This is a genomic window from Actinomycetospora sp. (assembly GCF_036497245.1).
GTDB lineage: Bacteria > Actinomycetota > Actinomycetes > Mycobacteriales > Pseudonocardiaceae > Actinomycetospora.
Map to the genome: position 1 here is coordinate 1 of NZ_DASXJS010000137.1, position 18,307 is coordinate 18,307.

Annotated in this window: 17 protein-coding genes; 3 read left to right on the top strand and 14 right to left on the bottom strand. The window is 74.7% G+C overall.

The genetic code is table 11. The annotated features are described in order from the left end of the window. Nucleotides 1-176: 176 nt before the first annotated feature. From aroB to VGI02_RS14395, 11 genes are all read right to left on the bottom strand, one after another. On the bottom strand, nt 177-1,271 hold the full coding sequence (gene aroB / locus VGI02_RS14345) for a 3-dehydroquinate synthase (RefSeq protein ID WP_331628068.1): 1,095 nt from the start codon (nt 1,269-1,271) through the stop codon (nt 177-179). Beyond that, a complete protein-coding gene (locus VGI02_RS14350) occupies nt 1,264-1,806 on the bottom strand; it encodes a shikimate kinase (RefSeq protein ID WP_331628069.1) in 543 nt (180 codons plus the stop codon). Before VGI02_RS14350 ends, aroB begins: the two co-directional genes overlap by 8 nt. Further along, nucleotides 1,803-3,062, bottom strand: a complete 1,260-nt coding sequence (aroC, locus tag VGI02_RS14355; protein ID WP_331628070.1) for a chorismate synthase — start codon at nt 3,060-3,062, stop codon at nt 1,803-1,805. Before aroC ends, VGI02_RS14350 begins: the two co-directional genes overlap by 4 nt. A gap of 32 nt (nt 3,063-3,094) precedes the next feature. Then, complete coding sequence (locus tag VGI02_RS14360; RefSeq protein ID WP_331628071.1) at nt 3,095-3,709, bottom strand: prepilin peptidase; 615 nt, start codon at nt 3,707-3,709, stop codon at nt 3,095-3,097. Nucleotides 3,710-3,803: 94 nt separating this feature from the next. Beyond that, on the bottom strand, nt 3,804-4,682 hold the full coding sequence (locus VGI02_RS14365) for a shikimate dehydrogenase (protein WP_331628072.1): 879 nt from the start codon (nt 4,680-4,682) through the stop codon (nt 3,804-3,806). Then, a complete protein-coding gene (locus tag VGI02_RS14370; RefSeq protein WP_331628073.1) occupies nt 4,683-6,401 on the bottom strand; it encodes an endolytic transglycosylase MltG in 1,719 nt (572 codons plus the stop codon). It abuts the gene before it with no gap. Further along, complete coding sequence (gene ruvX / locus VGI02_RS14375) at nt 6,398-6,847, bottom strand: Holliday junction resolvase RuvX (protein ID WP_331628074.1); 450 nt, start codon at nt 6,845-6,847, stop codon at nt 6,398-6,400. The genes VGI02_RS14370 and ruvX overlap by 4 nt, the downstream gene beginning before the upstream one ends. A gap of 17 nt (nt 6,848-6,864) precedes the next feature. After that, nucleotides 6,865-9,561: an alanine--tRNA ligase gene (gene alaS / locus VGI02_RS14380; protein WP_331628075.1), complete on the bottom strand. Its 2,697-nt coding sequence runs from the start codon at nt 9,559-9,561 to the stop codon at nt 6,865-6,867. Between the two features lie 181 nt (nt 9,562-9,742). Beyond that, nucleotides 9,743-10,066, bottom strand: coding sequence for a hypothetical protein (locus VGI02_RS14385; RefSeq protein WP_331628076.1), 324 nt, complete (start codon nt 10,064-10,066; stop codon nt 9,743-9,745). Then, nucleotides 10,063-10,479, bottom strand: coding sequence for a DUF948 domain-containing protein (locus VGI02_RS14390; protein ID WP_331628077.1), 417 nt, complete (start codon nt 10,477-10,479; stop codon nt 10,063-10,065). Before VGI02_RS14390 ends, VGI02_RS14385 begins: the two co-directional genes overlap by 4 nt. Nucleotides 10,480-10,667: 188 nt before the next feature. Beyond that, nucleotides 10,668-12,014, bottom strand: coding sequence for a replication-associated recombination protein A (locus VGI02_RS14395; protein WP_414638269.1), 1,347 nt, complete (start codon nt 12,012-12,014; stop codon nt 10,668-10,670). Nucleotides 12,015-12,363: 349 nt separating this feature from the next. Here VGI02_RS14395 and VGI02_RS14400 point away from each other — a divergent pair, with 349 nt between their 5' ends. Genes VGI02_RS14400 through VGI02_RS14410 form a run of 3 tightly spaced genes read left to right on the top strand, consistent with a single transcriptional unit; the run spans nt 12,364 to nt 15,543 of the window. Continuing rightward, nucleotides 12,364-12,843 carry an Lrp/AsnC family transcriptional regulator gene (locus tag VGI02_RS14400; protein WP_331628078.1) on the top strand — a complete coding sequence of 160 codons (480 nt, stop codon included), beginning with the start codon at nt 12,364-12,366 and terminating at the stop codon, nt 12,841-12,843. Beyond that, nucleotides 12,843-14,003: an aminotransferase class I/II-fold pyridoxal phosphate-dependent enzyme gene (locus tag VGI02_RS14405; protein ID WP_331628079.1), complete on the top strand. Its 1,161-nt coding sequence runs from the start codon at nt 12,843-12,845 to the stop codon at nt 14,001-14,003. The genes VGI02_RS14400 and VGI02_RS14405 overlap by 1 nt, the downstream gene beginning before the upstream one ends. Before the next feature lie 46 nt (nt 14,004-14,049). Continuing rightward, the gene (locus tag VGI02_RS14410; RefSeq protein ID WP_331628080.1) at nt 14,050-15,543 is read left to right on the top strand and encodes an MFS transporter; all 1,494 of its coding nucleotides are present in this window, start codon (nt 14,050-14,052) and stop codon (nt 15,541-15,543) included. On the opposite strand, the gene VGI02_RS14415 is transcribed toward VGI02_RS14410, so the two are convergent. From VGI02_RS14415 to VGI02_RS14425, 3 genes are all read right to left on the bottom strand, one after another. After that, nucleotides 15,480-16,661 (bottom strand): hypothetical protein, encoded by a 1,182-nt coding sequence (locus tag VGI02_RS14415; protein WP_331628081.1) that lies wholly within the window; start codon nt 16,659-16,661, stop codon nt 15,480-15,482. The two genes, VGI02_RS14410 and VGI02_RS14415, sit on opposite strands and share 64 nt — an antisense overlap. 192 nt (nt 16,662-16,853) lie before the next feature. Then, entirely contained in the window at nt 16,854-17,807 is a 954-nt protein-coding gene (locus VGI02_RS14420; RefSeq protein WP_331628082.1) for a DUF389 domain-containing protein, read from the bottom strand. Between the two features lie 4 nt (nt 17,808-17,811). Further along, nucleotides 17,812-18,307, bottom strand: a 496-nt coding sequence (locus VGI02_RS14425; protein WP_331628083.1) for an amino acid--tRNA ligase-related protein, incomplete at its 5' end; no start/stop codon positions are given.

Here is an 18,307-nt window from a genome sequence, read left to right on the forward strand (position 1 = left end):
CTGGAAGATCGAGATGATCGAGGGTCGTCCGTGGTTCACCCCACCGCGCTGGACCGACCCGCAGCGAAGACCCGTCCCCGGCGGCGCGTCACTGCCCGCACCCCGACACGACGCCGCATGACCGGACCGCACGGCCGCGGGCTCAGCCTGCCCGGCCCACTCGCGCTCGGATCCGCTCAGGCGGCGAGGGCCTCGTACGCGGCCGCGAGATCGTCGGGAGTGGGCCCCTCGAGGCGTCCGGGGCGGGCGAGCGCGTCGAGGACGACGAAGCGCAGCAGCGCGCCGCGGCTCTTCTTGTCGACCTTCATGTACTCCACGAGGTCGGGCAGCGCCCCCGCCTCGTAGCGGGTGGGCAGACCGACGGAGGCGAGCACGTCGCGGTGCCGGTCGGCCGTCGCGTCGTCGAGCCTCCCCGCCCGGCGGGCCAGTTCGGCGGCGAACACCAGGCCGACGCTGACCGCCTCGCCGTGGCGCCACTGGTAGTCCTCGCGGCGCTCCACCGCGTGGCCGAGAGTGTGGCCGTAGTTGAGGATCTCGCGCAGGTGGGACTCGCGCAGATCCGCGGCCACGACCTCGGCCTTGACCCGCACCGATCGCACCACCAGCTCCTCGAGGACCGGGCCCGTCGGGTCGAGGGCGACCTTCGGGTCGGCCTCGACCAGGGCGAGGATCTCGGGGTCGGCGATGAAGCCGGTCTTGATCACCTCCGCCATCCCGGCCGCGAGCTCGGGCGGCGAGACGGTCGTGAGCGTCTCGAGGTCGGCGACGACGGCGGCGGGTTCGTGGAACGCGCCGACGAGGTTCTTCCCGGCTCCCGTGTTGATGCCGGTCTTGCCGCCGACCGCGGCGTCGACCATCGCGAGGAGCGTGGTGGGGACGTGGACCACCCGCACGCCGCGCATCCAGCCCGCGGCGACGAAGCCGGCCAGGTCGGTCGCCGCTCCCCCGCCGACCGCCACCACCGCATCCGAGCGGGTCAGCCCGATCCGCCCGCACACCTCCCAGCAGAACCCGGCGGTCGCGAGGTTCTTGCCGTCCTCGGAGCCGGGCAGCTCGACCCGGTGGACGTCGACACCCGCCGCCTCCAGGCCCGCCGACACCGCGAGCGCCACCGATTCGACGGCGGGCTGGTGCATGACGGCGACGCGCGCCGCGCCCGCGAGCGCGACATCGTCCACGAGCCCGGCCGCCACCGCGGCGGTGATCCCGCGCCCGACCACCACGTCGTAGGGGCTGCCCGAGGCGACCCGGACCGTCGTCGGCTCAGCCACGGTGACCCGCAGGCGTGGAGGTGCCGTCGGCCGCCGCGAGCGCGGTGTGGACGGCCTCGGCGACCTCATCGGCGGTGCTCTTGTCGGTGCCGATCTCGTGCACCGCCACGGCGCGGTAGACGGGCAGGCGCTCGGCGAGCAGCGCGGCGAAGGTGGCCCGGGGGTTGACCCCCGCAAGCAGCGGCCGGGCGGTGGACAGTCCGGTGCGGCGCACGCCGGCCGCGAGCCCGACCGAGAGCAGCACCACGGGATGGCCGGCCAGCGCGGCCTGCGTCTGCTCGTCCAGCACTGCTCCCCCGCCGAGCGCGAGCACTCCGGCGTGGGACGCGAGGGCTTCGGCCACGGCGTCCCGCTCGAGCGCCCGGAAGGCGGGCTCGCCGTCGCTGGTGAAGATATCGGCGATGATGCGCCCGGTGCGGGCCTCGACCAGATCGTCGGTGTCGGCGAACTCCACGCCCCAGCGGGCCGCGAGCAGCTGACCAACGGTGGTCTTGCCTGCCCCGGGCGGGCCGACGAGGACGACGCCTGGACTCATCGCTGCGTCTCCCCGTCTGATGGTGGAGCTCCCCTATCGGCGTGCTGCCCTGCCCGCTGCGTCTCCCCGCGAGCGCGCATCGGGTCGATCCCCGCGCGGTACGCGGCGACGTTGCGGGCGGTCTCGGCGAGGGAGTCCCCGCCGAACTTCTCCAGCGCGGCCTCGGCGAGCACCAGCGCGACGAGCGCCTCGGCCACCACGCCTGCCGCGGGCACCGCGCACACGTCCGAGCGCTGGTGATGCGCGGTCGCGGCTTCGCCGGTGGCCAGGTCGACGGTGCGCAGCGCGCGAGGCACCGTCGAGATCGGCTTCATGGCCACGCGGGCGCGCAGCGGCTCGCCGTTGGTCATGCCGCCCTCGATGCCGCCGGCCCGGTTGGAGGCCCGATCGATCCCGGCCCCGTCGGCCGGGTCGATCTCGTCGTGCGCGGCGGACCCGCGGCGCCGGGCGGTCGTGAACCCGTCGCCGATCTCGACGCCCTTCATCGCCTGGATGCCCATGAGCGCCCCCGCGAGGCGGGCGTCGAGCCGGCGGTCGGCCTGCACGTAGGAGCCGAGACCCACCGGCAGGCCGTGCGCCACGACCTCCACGACGCCGCCGAGCGTGTCACCGTCCTCCTTCGCGGCGTCGACCTCGGCGATCATCGCGGCCGCCGAGGCCTCGTCGACCGCCCGCACCGGCGACGCGTCGATGCGCTCGCCGTCGCCGGGCATCGGGATGGCCCCCTCGGTGGCGTCCGCCGTGCCGAGCGACACCACGTGCGAGAGCACCTCCACCCCGAGCGCCTGGGCGAGGAACGCCTTCGCGACCGCGCCGAGGGCGACCTTCGCCGCGGTCTCCCGGGCCGACGCCCGCTCGAGTACGGGACGGGCCTCGTCGAAGCCGTACTTCGTCATGCCCGCGAGGTCGGCGTGACCGGGGCGCGGCCGGGTCAGCGGCGCGTTGCGGGCGCGGCCCTCGAGGACCTCCGGGTCGACCGGGTCGGAGGACATCACGGTCTCCCACTTGGGCCACTCGGAGTTGCCGATGCGCATCGCCACCGGGCCGCCCTGGGTGAGCCCGTGACGGACACCGCCGAGGATCTCCAGCTCGTCGGCCTCGAAGGCCATCCGGGCCCCGCGGCCGTAGCCGAGGCGCCGGCGCGCGAGCTCCCCCGAGACCTCCTTCGACGACACCGACACCCCGGCCACCATGCCCTCGAGCACCGCCATGAGCGCCGGACCGTGAGACTCACCCGCTGTCAGCCACCGCAACACCCCGCCATCGTTCCACGTCCCCCGCCCGGCCCTCACCCTCCCGCCAGGAGCAGGAGCCAGGTCACGCCGAGCAACGCCGGTCCGAGGGGCGCCGCGCGCGTCCGCCGCACCAGCGCGAGGGCGACGAGAACCAGCGCGGCCCCCACGGGAGCCGCCGCCCACGCCCACCACCCGGTCGCCGCGAGGGGCCCGCCCACCGCGGCCGCGAGCTTCACGTCACCGCCGCCGAGGGCGGCCGGGGCCACCACCGCCACCACGGCGTGCAGGCCACCCAGCGCGAGGGCGCCACCGAGACCCGTCGGGACCGTGCCGACCGGGACGAGGGCGACCAGGCCGAGACCGAGCGCCGGCAGGGTCAGCACGTCGGGCAGGCGGCCGGTGAGCACGTCGGTGGCCGCACCCGCCACCGCGAGCACGGACACCACGAGCAGCAGCGGTACCCGCGCCGGCGCCACGAGACCGGTCACGGCCGCCGTCGCCGTCACCCCGCAGGCCAGGGCCGTCCCCAGCTCGCACCAGCCGCGCGGCACCAGCACCGGACGCCGGCCCCGGGCGAGGACGGCGCGCACCCCCGCGCCCACCAGGGCCCCGCCGGGGAGCGGGAGGAGGACGCCGAGCACGACGTCGAGCAGGAGCGATCCGGTCACGACGACGAGCCTGCGGTGCCGACCCCGGCGCGGTCGCCTCGCGCACCCCGCCCTGGGGACAGGCCGGCGGCCCGGTGCCGGTGGGGACGGACCGTTAGGGCGAACGGGCCTCGAAGCCGGTCGCGCGGACCAGCGCCTCGTGCATCGCCGCGCGTGGGGCCGCCAGGCCGGTGAACTGCTCGACCTGCCCGAACGCCTGGTGCAGCAGCATGTCCAGGCCGGTCGCCACCGCCAGCCCGCGGCGCGTCGCGGCGGCGGCCAGGGGGGTCGGCCAGGGGTGGTACACCGCGTCGAGCACCACGGCCCAGGACGGGAGCGCCCCCACCAGGCGGGCGGCCAGCGTGTCGTCCACCGACCCCGCCGGGGTGGTGTTGACCAGGGCCTTCGCGGCGGCGAGGTCGCGATCGAGCACCTCGTCGAACCGGATCGCGCGCCGGTCCATCCCGTAGCCGCGGGCCATCTCGAGGGTCTCGGCGGCCCGCGCCGGCTCGCGGACGACCACGGTCACCGCCTCGTTGCCGATCTCGTAGAGCGCCCCGACCGCCGCCGAGGCCGTGCTACCGGCCCCGAGCAGGACGGCGTCGACCGTCCCGGCGCCGATCGCCGGCACGTCGACCACGCCCGCCGCCCGGAGCGCACCGGCGACGCCGTCGACGTCGGTGCAGTCGGCGGCCCACCCGTCGGGAGCCCGGACCAGCGTGTTCGCGACCCCGAGGCGGCGGGCCCGGTCCGACGCCGACGTCGAGACCTCGAGCGCCGCCTTCTTCCCGGGCATCGTCACCGAGAGCCCGACCCACTCATCGTCGAGACCCGTCACCAGACCAGGGAGCGCCTCGGCGTCGCACTCGACGCGCTCGTAGGTCCAGCCGCGCAGCCCCAGCGCCTCGTACGCGGCGCCGTGCAGCACCGGGGAGAGCGAGTGGGCCACAGGTGATCCGAGCACCGCGGCCCGGCGGGCCACCACTGCGCCCACTCAGTAGGCCCCGCGCGACTGCGCGAGCCGCCGGTTGGCGTCGTGCTCGGCCGGGGTGACCGCGAAGCACGACGCGCCGTCCGGCCGGCACTTCACGAAGTAGACCCACCCCCCGGGATCAGGGGTGAGCGCGGCCCGCAGGGCAGGCGGGGACACCGCGCCGATCGGCGTCGGCGGGAGGCCGAAGTTCAGGTAGGTGTTGTACGGCCCGGGCGCCGCCCGGTCCAGCGGCGTCGTCAGCAGCGTCTGCCGGTCGAGCGGGTAGTTGATCGTCGAGTCGAGCTGGAGCCGCATCGGGATCGGCAGCCGGTTGTAGACGACCCGGGCGATCTTGCCGAAGTCCTGCTCGACGCCCTCGCGCTCGGCGAGCGACCCCACGATCAGCGCCTGGTATGGGCTCACGTTGTCGCTCGCGGCCCGGGTGACGATGCCACCATCCTCCAACCGGCTCGCGGACGTCCGCACCACCGCCCTGAGGGCCGTGGCGGCGTCGGCGCCGGGGGTGACGTCGTAGGTGCCGGGCGCGACGAGGCCCTCGAGCCGACGCTCCGGCACCGCGCGCCGGACGTCGGCGAGTGCCCAGTCCGGCACGCCGAGCCCGGCCGGGTCGGCGGTCTCCATGGCGCGTCGGAGATCCTCGACGGAAGTGCAGCGGCGCGCCCCGGAGTCCTCGACGACGCAGGTGGCGTCGGAGATCAGGGAGAGGACGCCGGGCACCCGGGCCGCCCCGGCGCCCGCCGTGTCGTCGAGCTGGGTCCCGCCGCGGACCTCGAGCCGGCCGAGCCGGGTGGCGGGGTCGAGCATCCGGCCTACCGCGGTGGCGGCGGGCATCCCGCGCTGCATGTCGTAGAAGCCGGGCTGGATCCCGCGGCCCCGGGGATCGTCCTCGGCCGCGTTGCCGAATCCACGCGCGGAGGCGACGACGCCGTCGGACACGAGGGTCTCGCCGATGTCGCGGGTCGAATCGCCGTCCGCGACCTGGATGACGACATGGCCGGTGGCGGGACCGGCGAAGTCCGGCGGGAAGACCACGCCCCAGAGATCACGGGCGAAGAAGGCTCCGCCCGCGAGCGCGAGCACGAGGAAGCCCGCGATGACCGGCCAGACCAGCCGTCGACGACGGCGGGTGTCCTCCTCGAACGGGCTGGGCTCGTCGGAGGAGAGCGCCATGAGCCCGCCGAGGGCGCCGCCGTCGTCCTCGGGCTCCGGCGGCGGGGTGCGCACCGTCGCGGCGGGCGCCGGAGCGGTCGGTTCGGATCCGGAGACCACGGTGGCGGCCGGTGGGCGCTGCTCCGGTGCCCGGGTGCGCACTCCCGACACCACCCGGGCCGACCGTCCGGCCGGTTCCGGGAGGGGGATGCGCGACGGGGTCGTGGGCAGGCCCGTGATCGCGCCCTGGTGGTGGAGGGTGTCGGTGACCGCGTCGTCCGGCTCCGCGGCCGGCTCGACGTAGCCCGTCGGCGGGGTCGGGGCCGTCGCCTCCTCCGACGTCGCCGCCGGGGCGGGGCGCTCCCACTCCGGGGCCGGCCTGCGCATCCCGCGGGCACGACGCGGCACGCCGGCGCGGCGGTCGTTCCCCGGGGGGCTGTCGTCCGCGGGCCGGTCGATGTGCCCGTTCCCGTTCCCGCTGTGCCCGCCGACCTCGTCCTCGGAGCCCGCGGACACCGTCGACATCGACACCAGACGCCTGCCGCCCTCGGGGCGGTGCGGGGCCGTCACGGGCCCGCCGCGTCGGGGGCGGCGCGGCGGCCGTCGAGCCAGGTCTGGAGGATCCCGACGGCGGCCGCCTGGTCGATCACGCGCCGCTGGGCGCGACCCTTGACGCCGCGGTCGGAGAGCATCCGGGTGGCCGACACGGTGGTGAGCCGCTCGTCGGCCAGGGTGATCGGGAGGTCGGTGATCGAGTGCTCCGCGAGGACTTCCCGCAGGTCGTCGACGTAGGCACGGGCCGCCTGCGCCGCAGGCCCCTCACGGCCGGCGAGCGTGCGGGGAAGGCCCACGACCACCTCGACCACCTCGTGCTCGGTGACGAGCTCCACGAGCTGGTCCAGGTCGGACCATGTCGTCTCGTCGCGATCGAGCGTAACCAGCGGGGTCGCGAGGGCCCCGGCCGGATCGGAGAGCGCGATGCCGACGCGTACCGCGCCGACGTCGATCCCCAACACCCGGCCGGGTCTCACGGTCAGGCGCCCGCCGACCCGGCGACCTGGTGACGGAGCGCGTCGATGGCCGCACCGATGCCCGCGTCCATCCCGGCGGGCCCCCCGGACGGGGAGCCGCCGCCCTGGGCGAGGTCGGCCTTCCCGCCGCCGCGGCCCCCGATGGCCGGGGCGAACCCCTTGACGAGGTCCCCGGCGGCCAGGCCCCGGTCGCGGGCGCCGGCCGTCGTGGCGACGACGAACGAGACCTTCTCCCCGTCCGGGGCGAAGAGGGCGACGACGCCGGGCCGGTCACCGAGTCGTCCCCGGACGTCGGAGGCGAGGGTGCGCAGGTCGCCGCCCCCGACCCCGTCGGGCGTCCGCGAGGCCACCAGGGCGATCCCGCCCACGTCGTCCGCGCCGTCGGCGAGAGCACCCGCCGAGGAGAGCACGTTGCGGGCCCGGACGCTCTCGAGCTCCTTCTCCGCGGCGCGCAGCCGGTCCACGAGACCGGAGATGCGCTCGGGGAGCTCCTCGCTGGGCGTCTTGAGCTGCTCGGCGAGCTGGCCGACCAGCACGTGCTCTCGGTTGAGGTAGCGGAAGGCGTCGAGCCCGACGAGGGCCTCCACGCGGCGCACCCCGGACCCGACGGAGCCCTCGGTGATCACCTTGACCATCCCGAGCTCGCCGGTGCGGGCGACGTGGGTGCCGCCGCAGAGCTCGCGCGAATACTCGCCCATGTCGACGACCCGGACCTGGTCGCCGTACTTCTCGCCGAACAGCATCATGGCGCCCAGATCGCGGGCCCGGTCCATCGAGGTGACGTACCAGTCGACCGGCCGGTCCTCCTGGAGGATCGTGTTGACCTCGTCCTCGACCTCGAGCAGCAGCGACGGCGGGATGGCGCCGCTCGGCGAGGTGAAGTCGAACCGCAGCCGGCCGGGGGCATTGAGGGAACCGGCCTGGGCGGCGGAGGTGCCGACGGCGTTGCGCACCCCGGCGTGGATGAGGTGCGTGCCGGTGTGCGCCCGGGCGATGGCGGTCCGCCGCGCGACGTCGACCTCGGCGTCGGCGCCCGTGTCGACGGCGACCTCCCCCGCCGTCACGACACCGCGGTGGATCCGCAGCCCGGGCACGGGGAGCTGGACGTCGTCGACGCGGACGGTGCCGTCCACGGTGCGGATCGTGCCGGAGTCGGCCTGCTGACCGCCGGACTCGCCGTAGAAGGGGGTGTTGTCGAGGACGACCTCGACGACGTCGCCCTCGCGGGCGACCGGGACGGAGACACCGTCGACGAGCAGCCCGACGATCGTGGTCGCGGCCTGCAGGTCGGTGTAGCCGAGGAACTCCCCGGGCGGGTGCGTCTCGAGGAGCTTGCGGTAGACGGAGTGGTCCGCGGCGCCCTGCTTGCGGCTGGCGGCGTCGGCCTTGGCGCGGGCGCGCTGCTGGTCCATGAGCGACCGGAACGCGCCCTCGTCGACCTCGAGCCCGGCCTCGGCGGCCATCTCGAGGGTGAGGTCGATCGGGAAGCCGTAGGTGTCGTGCAGGGTGAAGGCGTTCTCGCCCGAGAGCACCGACCGGCCGCCGGCGCGGGTGTCGGCCACGGCGGCGTCGAACAGTCGCGAGCCGGTGGCCAGGGTGGCGCGGAACGCGTCCTCCTCGGCGACGGCGACGGCGACGATCCGGTCGTAGTCGGTGACGATCTCCGGGTACGACGGGCCCATCGCGTCGCGCACGACGGCGACGAGGTCGGCGAGCACCGGCCCCTCGATCCCGAGCAGCCGCGCGTTGCGGATGACCCGGCGCAGGAGCCGGCGCAGGACGTAGCCCCGGCCCTCGTTGCCCGGCGTGACCCCGTCACCGATGATCATCGTGCCGGTGCGGATGTGGTCGGCGATCACACGGAAGCGGACGCCGTCCTCCTCGCTCCCGCCGTCGTAGGAGTGCCCCGACAGCTCCACGACCCGGTCGATGACCGGACGCACCAGGTCGGTCTCGTAGACGTTGTCGACGCCCTGCAGCAGGAACGCCACGCGCTCGACCCCGAGCCCGGTGTCGATGTTCTTCTGCGGCAGTTCACCGATGGGGGCGGCCCCGTACTTCGGGCTCTGCTCCCCCCGGATGTCCTGCATGAAGACGAGGTTCCAGATCTCGACGTAGCGGTCCTCGTCCACGACCGGGCCGCCCTCGAGCCCGTGCTCGGGCCCGCGGTCGTAGTAGATCTCCGAGCAGGGTCCGCCGGGGCCGGGGATGCCCATGTCCCAGTAGTTGTCGCGGCCGTCGCGGCGCTGGATGCGCTCGGCAGGCAGACCGATGACGTCGCGCCAGATGCGCTCGGCCTCGTCGTCGTTGTCGTAGACGGTGACCCAGACGCGCTCGGGGTCGAAGCCGTACCCGCCGTCGTCCTGGGAGCCGGTGACCAGCGCCCAGGCGTGGCGGATCGCGCCGTCCTTGAAGTAGTCGCCGAAGGAGAAGTTGCCCGCCATCTGGAAGAACGTGTTGTGGCGGGTGGTGTACCCGACGTTCTCGATGTCGCCGGTGCGCACGCACTTCTGCACCGAGGTGGCCGTGGGCCAGGGCGGCGGGGCCTCGCCGAGGAAATACGGCTTGAACTGGACCATCCCGGCGTTGACGAACAGCAGCGTCGGGTCGTCGAGGATCAGCGAGGCGCTGGGGACGGGGGTGTGGCCGGCGTTCTCGAAGTGGGCGAGGAAGCGTCGACGGATCTCGTGGGTCTGCACGGTGTCCTGCTCGTGGGTGTCAGGAGCGGCCGGGTCCGACCGGCTCCGGGGCGTCTCCGGGAGGGGGCACCGATGATCGCACGCGGCCGGGACACCGCGGGATCTTTCGGTGGTGCGCACGCACCGCCCGGACGGGCGGGAGCGGTGGAGGGCGCCGCAGCGTCGAATCGGCGAGCCGGTGTCAGCGGCTCGCGGCCCCCCGCCGAGGCGCTCGGGTGTGTCGTGCTGCCGCGGGCGTCGGCTCCGGCGGGCCAGCCGCCACCACGGGGCGCACCGGGATGTGGGTCGACTCCTCCACGTAGGAGTACAGCTCGTCCTCGCGCTCGGTCATCCCCGCGCGCACCTCGGCGCCGAAGGCCCCGAGACCGGCGCCGAGCTCGCGCAGGCCCTCACCGAGGCTCGCGCCCACGCCCGCCGGGCTGGCGCGGTGGGCGGCCTGGGACACCTTGCGGGAGGCGCTGACGCCGACGGCGACGCCGACCCCCATCCAGAACAGTCGCTTCATCCCCGGGCACTCCGCTTACTGGACGACGGCTTCGATCGCTTGGCCTTGGCGGGCGGCGCGTTCTTCAGTTTGCGGTTCTGGCTCGCCTTGCGCAGCCCGTAGGAGAGCGCGGCGGCCTTCACCAGCGGGCCCCCGAGCGTGGCGGTGAACAGCGAGCTGAGCGCCCGGGTGTTCGCCGCGACGGCCTGGGCGCTGGCGGTCACGCCGTCGACCCGCTCGAGCTGGGTGTTCACCGTGGTCAGGGTGACCTGGGCGTCGTCCAGCAGCGGGGCCGAGCCCTCGTGGGTCTTCCGGATGGCGATCGTCGCCTCGTCCAGCGTCCGCCCCAGCTTGATCAGGGGTATCGCCAGGAGCAGCACGAGGATCACGAACGCCACCGCGGCGACGATGGCCGCGATCTGCCCGACCGACACGGTCACTTCCCCTTCGGCTGGGATCCAGGTTCGCCGCTGACGAGGGCCGGAGACGTTCCGGGCGCCGTGCGGTGGCGGAAGGCTACCCGGATGACCATGATCGGCGCGCTCCGCCCCGGGGCGTCGCGCGGCCCCGGTCGACGGGCGGTCGGCTGCGCAGGATGCCCGGTGGATCACCCCACGAACGATCAGCCCCGGACGACGTCCCGCAGCCGCGCGAGGCGCTCGGCGATCGCCCGCTCCTCGCCCCGGCCGCTCGGCTCGTAGTAGTCCCGGCCCACCAGCTCGTCCGGCGGGTACTGCTGCGCGACGACGGCCGCCCGCTCGTCGTGGGGGTAGCGGTACCCGACGGCGTTGCCCAGCTTCTGCGCGCCGGCGTAGTGCCCGTCGCGCAGGTGCGCCGGGACGGGGCCCGCCGCACCGGTGCGTACGTCCGACATGGCGGCGTCGATCGCACCGATGACGGCGTTGGACTTCGGCGCGGTCGCCAGGTGGATCGTCACCTGCGCGAGCGCGATCCGGCATTCCGGCAGGCCGATGAGCTGCACCGCCTGCGCGGCGGCGGTAGCGGCCTGCAGTGCCGTGGGGTCGGCGAGCCCGATGTCCTCGCTGGCGTGCACGACGAGGCGCCGTGCGATGAACCGCGGGTCCTCCCCCGCCACGATCATGCGGGCCAGGTAGTGCAGCGCGGCGTCCGGATCGGACCCGCGGATCGACTTGATGAACGCCGAGATGACGTCGTAGTGCTGGTCGCCCGCGCGGTCGTAGCGCACGGCCACCTCGTCGACGACCTGCTCGACGACGGCGAGGTCGACGACTCCCGTGGTCGCGCCGACGGCGTCCGCCGCGGCCTCCAGGGCGGTCAGGCTGCGTCGGCCGTCGCCCGCCGCGAGCCGGACCAGGTGCGCCCGGGCCTCGTCGGTGAGGGTGACGGTGCCGCCGAGCCCGCGCTCGTCGGCGACGGCGCGGTCGAGCAGCGAGCCGACGGCCTCGTCGTCGAGGGCGTGCAGGCCGAGGACGAGGCTGCGGGAGAGCAGTGGGGCCACCACCGAGAAGCTGGGGTTCTCGGTGGTCGCGCCGACGAGCAGGACGACGCGGTCCTCCACGGCACCCAGCAGGGCGTCCTGCTGGGTGCGGCTGAAGCGGTGGATCTCGTCGATGAACAGCACGGTCTGTTTCGGCTGCCCGCCCACCCCGCCCGCGGCGAGGCGCCTGCGGGCCACCTCGATGACCCCGCGGACCTCCTTCACCCCCGCGGAGAGGGCCGAGAGCGCCTCGAACGAGCGGCCGGTGGCCTGGGAGATGAGCCGGGCGAGGGTGGTCTTCCCGGTGCCGGGCGGCCCGTGGAGCAGGACGGACGCGGGGGCGGCGCCCTCCACGAGCCGGCGCAGCGGGGCGCCGGGGGCGAGCAGGTGGTCCTGGCCGACGACCTCCTCGAGGCTCGCCGGACGCATCCGGACCGCCAGCGGCGGGCGCGGCCCGTCCCCCGCAGGCGCCGGGCGGTCCTCGACGACCCCGCGCGTGACGGGGCGCAGGTCCTCCTCGGCCGGGCGCGGCGTCGGCTCGGGGGGCGCCACGTCGAACAGCGCGCCGTCGGCGTCCTCGCTCACGGGGCTCACGGGCGGTCCTCGCTCACGCCCCCGACGCTACTGCGCCGGGCCGACAGTCCGGGCCGGCCGGGCTCGCCGCCGCCTCCCGCGGCGCGAGGAGCGAGGAGCGAGGAGCGAGGGGGCCCCATCGCTCGATCCATCCGCACGACGGCGCCCTTCGCTCACCCCGGGGCGGCCCGCTCGTTCCGGCCGAGGGCGCCCCTCGCCGATCTATTCGACCGACGGGGCCCTTCGCTCAGAACCCGGGTCGGCGGGCCGGATAGGGTCGGTGCCCATGCGGGAGATCCTCACGGTGCTGGAGGCGGACGCGCACGCGAGCGTCGAGCGCATCGCGACCCTGACCGGGATCGACGAGGCCAGTGTGCGCGAGCAGATCGCGACCTGGGAGGCCTCGGGGGTGATCCGCCGGTACAAGACGGTCGTCGACTGGGACCGCTTCGGCGACCAGCGGGTGACCGCGTTCGTCGACGTGACCGTGGCCCCGGAGCGCGGGCGCGGGTTCGACGACGTCGCCGAGCGGATCGCGCGGTTCCGGGAGATCCGGGCGGTCCACCTCGTCAGCGGCGCCCAGGACCTGCGGGTGGAGGTGGAGGGCGAGTCGATGCGGGAGGTGGCCGACTTCGTCGCCCAGAAGCTGTCCGCGATCGACCGGGTGACGGCGACGAGCACCCACTTCCTGCTCCGCCGCTACAAGGACGACGGTCAGCTGCTCATCGACCCCGAGCCCGACCAGCGTCTGTCGGTGACCCCCTGATGGCTCCCCCCGCCAAGCCGTTCTCGCGGATCGTCGGGGAGGTCCCGCCGTCGGGGATCCGCAAGTTCTTCGACCTCGCCCAGAGCATGCAGGGCGTGATCTCGCTGGGTGTGGGCGAGCCGGACTTCCCGACGCCGTGGAGCGCGCGGGAGGCCGCCATCCACGCCCTGGAGCACGGGGCGACCACGTACACGAGCAACTCCGGGCTGCTCGAGCTGCGGGAAGCGGTGTGCACCGACCTCGCTGACCGCTATGGCGTGCGCTACCGGGCGGCCGACGAGTGCCTGATCACCTCGGGCGTCTCCGAGGGCCTCGACCTCACGCTGCGGGCGCTGCTCAACCCCGGCGACGAGGTCATCGTCCCGGAGCCCTGCTACGTCGCCTACGCGCCGTGCGTGGCGTTCGCGGGCGGGATCCCGGTGCCCGTCGCCCTCGATCCCGACGACGCCTACCGCCTGGATCCGACGATCATCGGCGGGGCGGTCACCGAGCGCACGAAGGCGATCCTGTTCGGGTCGCCGTCGAACCCCACCGGGTCCGCGCAGAGCGCGGCCGACCTCGCGGCGCTGGCCGCGCTCGCCGTCGAGCACGATCTGTGGCTGCTCTCCGACGAGATCTACGACCGGCTGACCTACCAGGGCACGCACACTCCGGCGTCCGCCGCGGAGGGCGCCTGGGAGCGCACGGTGCTGCTCGGCGGGTTCTCGAAGTCCTACGCCATGACCGGCTGGCGCGTCGGCTACGTGTGCGCGCCCGAGCAGCTCGCGGGGCTGATGCACCGCATCCACCAGTACACGATGCTCTGCGCGCCCCACATGTCCCAGATCGCGGCCCTCGAGGCGATGCGCACGGCCCAGGACGAGGTCGAGGACATGGTCGCCGACTACGACCGTCGCCGCCGGCTGTTCGCCAAGGGCCTCGACGAGCTGGGGCTGACCTGCCCGGAGCCGGGTGGCGCGTTCTACGTCTTCCCGTCGATCCGGACCACCGGCATGAGCTCGCAGGCCTTCGCGGAGGGGCTCCTCGAGCAGGAGAAGGTCGCCGTGGTGCCGGGCGACGTCTTCGGCCCGTCCGGCGAGGGCCACGTCCGCTGCTCGTACGCGACAGCGCTCTCCCAGCTGGAACAGGCCCTGGAGCGCATCGCCCGCTTCATCTCCTGAGCCGCCGCCCGGGCGCGACTACGATCGTTCGCATGGGCAACCAACGATGACGGCGTTCCTGCGCCGGCGCCGGTCGGGAGCCGACCACGAGGGCGGGACCTTCGAGGGCGGGGCCTTCGACGGCAGGCTGATCCTGCCGATGATCCTCGGCGCGACCCTCAACCCGATCAATTCCACGATGCTGGCCGTGGCGCTCGTGCCGATCGGGGTCGCCTTCGGGGCGCCCGCCTCGGACACCGCGTGGCTGGTGACGGGTCTCTACCTGGCCACGGCGGTCGGGCAGCCCGTGGTCGGGCGGCTCATCGACCTCTACGGACCCCGGCGGCTCTACCTCGTGGGATCGGTCCTGATCGGGGTCGGCGGCGTGGTCGGGACGTTCGCGCCCGGCCTCGGTGTGCTCGTCCTCGCGCGCGTGCTCATCGGGTTCGGGACCTGCGCCGGCTATCCCGCGGCGATGCACCTCATCCGCACCGAGGCGCAGCGCACCGGCCGGGACAGCCCGCAGACCATCCTGACGATCCTCGCCGTCTCCACCCAGACCGTCGCCGTGATCGGCCCGACCCTCGGCGGTCTGCTCATCGCCGTCGGCGGCTGGCACGCGACGTTCCTGGTGAACGCGCCGCTCGCCGTCGCGTGCCTGGTGCTCGGGGCCTGGCGCCTGCCGAGGGAGCCGCTGGCCGGGCGCAGCGCCCGCTCCGGGCTCGCGGCGCGGATCGACCTCGCGGGCATCGGTCTCTTCACCGCGACGCTGGTGGCGCTGCTGCTCTTCCTCGTCCATCCCGAGGCCCGGCTGTGGTTCCTGCCCGTGCTCGCGGTGGCCGCGGGTGTCGGGCTGGTGTGGTGGGAACTGCGGGCGCCGTCGCCGTTCCTCGACCTGCGACTGCTCGGCGGCAACGCCCCGCTGCTCGCGACCTACGCCCGCTCGTTGCTCACCGCGGTGTCCTCGTACTCGCTGCTCTACGGCTTCACGCAGTGGCTCGAGGAGGGCCCCGCCGACGACGGCGGCCTGGGCCTCGACCCGTCGCTCGCCGGGCTGGTGCTCCTGCCGGTCTTCGGCACCGGGATCCTCGTGTCGACGCTGACCGGCCGCCGTCCCGAGATCCGGGGCAAGCTGCTCGTCGGGGCCGTCACGCAGGTCGTGGTCGCCGGGCTGCTGCTGACCCTCGGACCGTCGAGCGCGGTGTGGCTCGTCGTCGTGGTCGCCCTGGCGGCCGGGGTGCCGCAGGGCCTGAACAATCTCGCCAACCAGAACGCGGTCTACCACCAGGCGACGCAGGAGCGGATCGGCTCGTCGGCGGGCCTGCTGCGGACCTTCTACTACCTGGGCGCGATCGTCGCCTCGACGGCGGGCGGGGTCTTCCTCAGCCCGCGCGCGGACACCCCGGGCCTGCACGACCTCGCCTGGTTCATGCTCGGCGCCGCCGTGCTGTTCGTGATCGTGACGCTGGCCGACCGCTCACTGGGTGCTCTCGGGCCTCACGGGCGCGAGGTGCACCGGGAGAACGCGGGAAACGGCGGCAGCGGCTCGTCGCCGCCGTAGGGCTCGAGGGCCGCGACGACGGCGTCGGCGAGGCCGACCGGGGCGTCCACGTGCTGGCGGTCCGCGTCGGTGCGGAGGCGCCGCCAGTAGCTCGCGAGCACCGCCGCGGCGCGTTCGGTCGGGCGTCCGACGACGACCTGGTCCGGACCGGCCCCGCGGCCCACGACCCCCGGGAGCAGCGTGCGGGTGCACACCCACACCCACAGCGTCGTGGCGGCCAGGTGGCGTGGCCCGGAGACGGTCGGGTCGGCCAGCTCGGGCCACACCCCGGAGACCTCCGACTGCCAGGACGCCGCCATCGCCTCGGCCATGCCGGTGGGCAGCACGGCGGCCCGGCCCCAGCCGGGGAAGGGCAGCCGGACCGACGCGGCCGTCAGCGCCACGTCGCGGAAGCAGCCCCACTCGAAGTCCAGGAAGCGTGCGCCCGCCCCGGTGAGCAGGCAGTTCTCCGGGGAGACCTCGGACGGGCTGAACGCGCGGTACTCGGTGCCCCCGAGCAGGCTCGACGCCGACCGGGCGTGCGCCACCGCCGCCGGGGCGGCCTCCACCCGGAGCAGGTGGGCGAGCAGGTCGGGGACCTCGGCGAGGGCCGAGCGGGCGTCGTCGGCGAGCGGGTCGCGCCAGTGGCGCACGCCGGAGCGGCGGAGCAGGGCCCCGAAGTCGCCCTCTCGCGCGGCCGTCACGGCCTGCAGGTTCCCGAGGGCGCGCGAGGCGCCGAGCAGAGCACGCTCGGCGGCCTTCGGGTCGTCGCCGTCCAGCTTGTCGGCGAGCGTCGAGCAGCGCCCGAGATCCTCCAGGACGAGCAGGCGGCGCTCGGGGTCGTTCGCGTAGAGCGTCGGGGTGGCCCGGTCCTCGGCGGGCAGGGCGGTGAAGAGCTGGCAGCTCGCCGCCTCGTACGGGAAGGGGTCGGCCCGGTCCGTGCCGTCCGCCTGGTCCGGCGCCCCCAGGTAGTGCTTGACGACGAGGGAGCGCGGCAGCGAGAACGGGTTCTCCGAGACACGCACGCGCACCACCCGCGACCGGGTGCTGCCGCCCAGGTCCTCGGCGTCCGCGAGCCGGACCTGGGCGCCGCTGCGGCGGGTCAGGAGCTCCTCGGCGAACGCGACGGTGCGGTCCATCGAGCCGTCGCCGTGAGGGTCGCCAGGGGCGTCGGGCGGGGAGGGGGCACCGGACTCGTCCGTTGTGAGCGGGGTCATCAGACGATGGACCCTACCGTCCGGGGCGTCTACTACTCGCGAGTAATCTGAACGTGACGAACTCGGAATCGATGCACGTCCGCGTTCGGACGACCACGGTGCGGTCAGATGCCGTCACGCTGTGCGTCTGGTTCGGGGCCGGGTGCGGGGCGTTCGCCGCCTGCCGCGAGCACCCGCGATCAGCAGGACCAACAGGCCCGCGAGGACGATCCCGACCACGTTGACCCCCAGCTGGAGCAGGGAACCGAGAGCCTGCGGCCAGGCCCCGAGGACCGCGGCCACGGCGGCGAACCCGGCCGCGGGCACGGTGGTCACCGAGATGAAGACCCCCACCAGGACGCCCGACCCCTCGCCCGCGAGCAGGGCCACCATCCCGGCGACCCCGGCGAGCAGCGCGACCACGAACGAGAACGGCCCGACCTGGTAGACGAAGGCGGTCTGGTCGAGATCGGCGAGCGCGGCGTCGGTCACGGCGCCCGACGCCCGCCCCAGCGCCGCACCGGCGGTCGTCACCGCGAGGGCGACCGCGAACCCGACGACGAGGGCGGTCACCGCCTCGCGGGCCAGCGGCGCCCGCCTGCGGACGATCGCAGCCGCCAGCGCCGCGAGGGGCCCGTACTCCGGGCCGAGCACCATGGCACCGACGACGGTCACCGGGGAGTCGGTGACGACGCCGACCGCGCCCAGCAGGCAGGCGATGGTCAGCATGACGGTGAACGTCACCGACAGGCGGGCGTCCTGTCCGGTGCGGGCGAGCAGTTCGTCCCAGATGACCGCGTCGACGCCCTCCCCCGGCGCGGCCTCCTCGGCGCGGTCGGCGTAGCGCGAGATCACCGTGTCCAGGGGGAACAGGACGATCGCACCGTCGTCGCAGCAGCCGAGCCCGCGCAGCGTGTCGACGAGCCCGTCGACCGCCTCCCGCGCGACGTCGGTCTCGACGACGTCGCTCGGCGGCTCCACCCCGGCGCCCCGCAGGACGACGACGTGCGTGGCCCCCGGCTCGCCGGTCACCGCGTCGAGCACGGCCTCGGTGCGCCCGGGCGGGGCGAGCACCCGCAACCGGATCACCGCGTCAGGCGTCCGTGCCGGGGTCGTCCACCGGACGGTCCTGCGGCTTCACCGGGTTGGCGGGGGCCGGCTTGCTGTCGACCCCGGCCTCCTTGCGCTGCGCGACGGTGATGGGCGCGGGCGCGGCCGTCAGCGGGTCGTAGCCGCCGCCGGTCTTCGGGAAGGCGATCACGTCGCGGATCGAGTCCATGCCCGAGAGCAGGGCGCAGATGCGGTCCCAGCCGAACGCGATACCACCGTGCGGGGGCGGCCCGTAGGAGAACGCGTCGAGCAGGAAGCCGAACTTCTCGCGCTGCTCCTCCGGGCTCAGGCCCATGAGCGCGAAGACCCGCTCCTGCACGGCCTGGTTGTGGATACGGATGGACCCGCCGCCGATCTCGTTGCCGTTGCAGACCAGGTCGTACGCGTACGCCAGGGCATGGGCCGGGTCGGACTCGAAGGAATCGACCCACTCGGGCGTCGGCGAGGTGAAGGCGTGGTGCACCGCGGTCCACTGGCCG

Coding starts and splice junctions, on each gene's coding strand:
- VGI02_RS14350 (WP_331628069.1), bottom strand. CDS start 1,806: ATGAGTCCAGGCGTCGTCCTCGTCGGCCCGCCCGGGGCAGGCAAGACC.
- VGI02_RS14385 (WP_331628076.1), bottom strand. CDS start 10,066: ATGAAGCGACTGTTCTGGATGGGGGTCGGCGTCGCCGTCGGCGTCAGC.
- VGI02_RS14400 (WP_331628078.1), top strand. CDS start 12,364: ATGCGGGAGATCCTCACGGTGCTGGAGGCGGACGCGCACGCGAGCGTC.
- VGI02_RS14405 (WP_331628079.1), top strand. CDS start 12,843: ATGGCTCCCCCCGCCAAGCCGTTCTCGCGGATCGTCGGGGAGGTCCCG.
- VGI02_RS14410 (WP_331628080.1), top strand. CDS start 14,050: ATGACGGCGTTCCTGCGCCGGCGCCGGTCGGGAGCCGACCACGAGGGC.
- VGI02_RS14415 (WP_331628081.1), bottom strand. CDS start 16,661: ATGGACCGCACCGTCGCGTTCGCCGAGGAGCTCCTGACCCGCCGCAGC.